This is a genomic window from Sulfuricurvum sp. (assembly GCF_023250475.1).
Lineage (GTDB): Bacteria > Campylobacterota > Campylobacteria > Campylobacterales > Sulfurimonadaceae > Sulfuricurvum.
The window spans coordinates 1-646 of sequence record NZ_JAHFAQ010000050.1 but is presented as its reverse complement, the minus strand read 5'-3'; the positions used below and the strand labels follow the sequence as shown (position 1 = coordinate 646).

Sequence of the window (646 nt, the reverse complement as noted above, 5' to 3'; positions counted from 1 at the left end):
TCATTTTAGGGGGGATTTTTATATACGCACTCAAAGCATTGGCGCGGGCAATTTTCAAATAAGGGATAAACGGTTCAATTTTTTCTCCGGCTTTTAAAGGAGCATGCGCCAGTATTCCGCTTTGACGCGCCCGTATGGTGAACATCATCCCGTTTTTGGGATGCATATCAGCACCTGAAAAGACAAAACGGTTTTCAATTTCTCCGATTTTGGATTTTAAACTCATGACCTCCAACGTACTTTTTTGGGATTCGCGTAAGGAAAGTACGCCGTCTTTGTAAAGGGCATGGTCTTTTTGAGCATATTCTTGCGCCAATTTTAGGCGATTGCGAAGGTCGTTGAGTTCATAGCTGCTTGCAAGCAGCTCCGATGATGCGATGGTACAAATGACTTCACCTTGCTTCACCGTATCTCCGGTTTGTTTCATTAATTCAGCGACCGTTGCTTCTGCACTAAGCGTATAATTTCTGGCCCCCTTATCGTTATAATCGAATGTTCCGATAAAAGGCCCCATCGCTTCGGATTGTATCTCTCTCACCGATTCGACCACAACGCCCATTTTTTTCATTTGTGCTTCGCTCATTTTGATTTCCGCCATCATCGCCGTTGCGATCATGAGCAGCAAGAACCTTTTTTTCATTACCAA

At 44.0% G+C, this 646-nt stretch carries 1 protein-coding gene; it reads right to left on the bottom strand.

Annotated features, from left to right (window positions below):
* Positions 1–616: efflux RND transporter periplasmic adaptor subunit (locus Q0C19_RS06210; protein WP_295053982.1), on the bottom strand; the 616-nt coding region annotated here is incomplete at its 3' end.
* Positions 617–646: the final 30 nt, after the last annotated feature.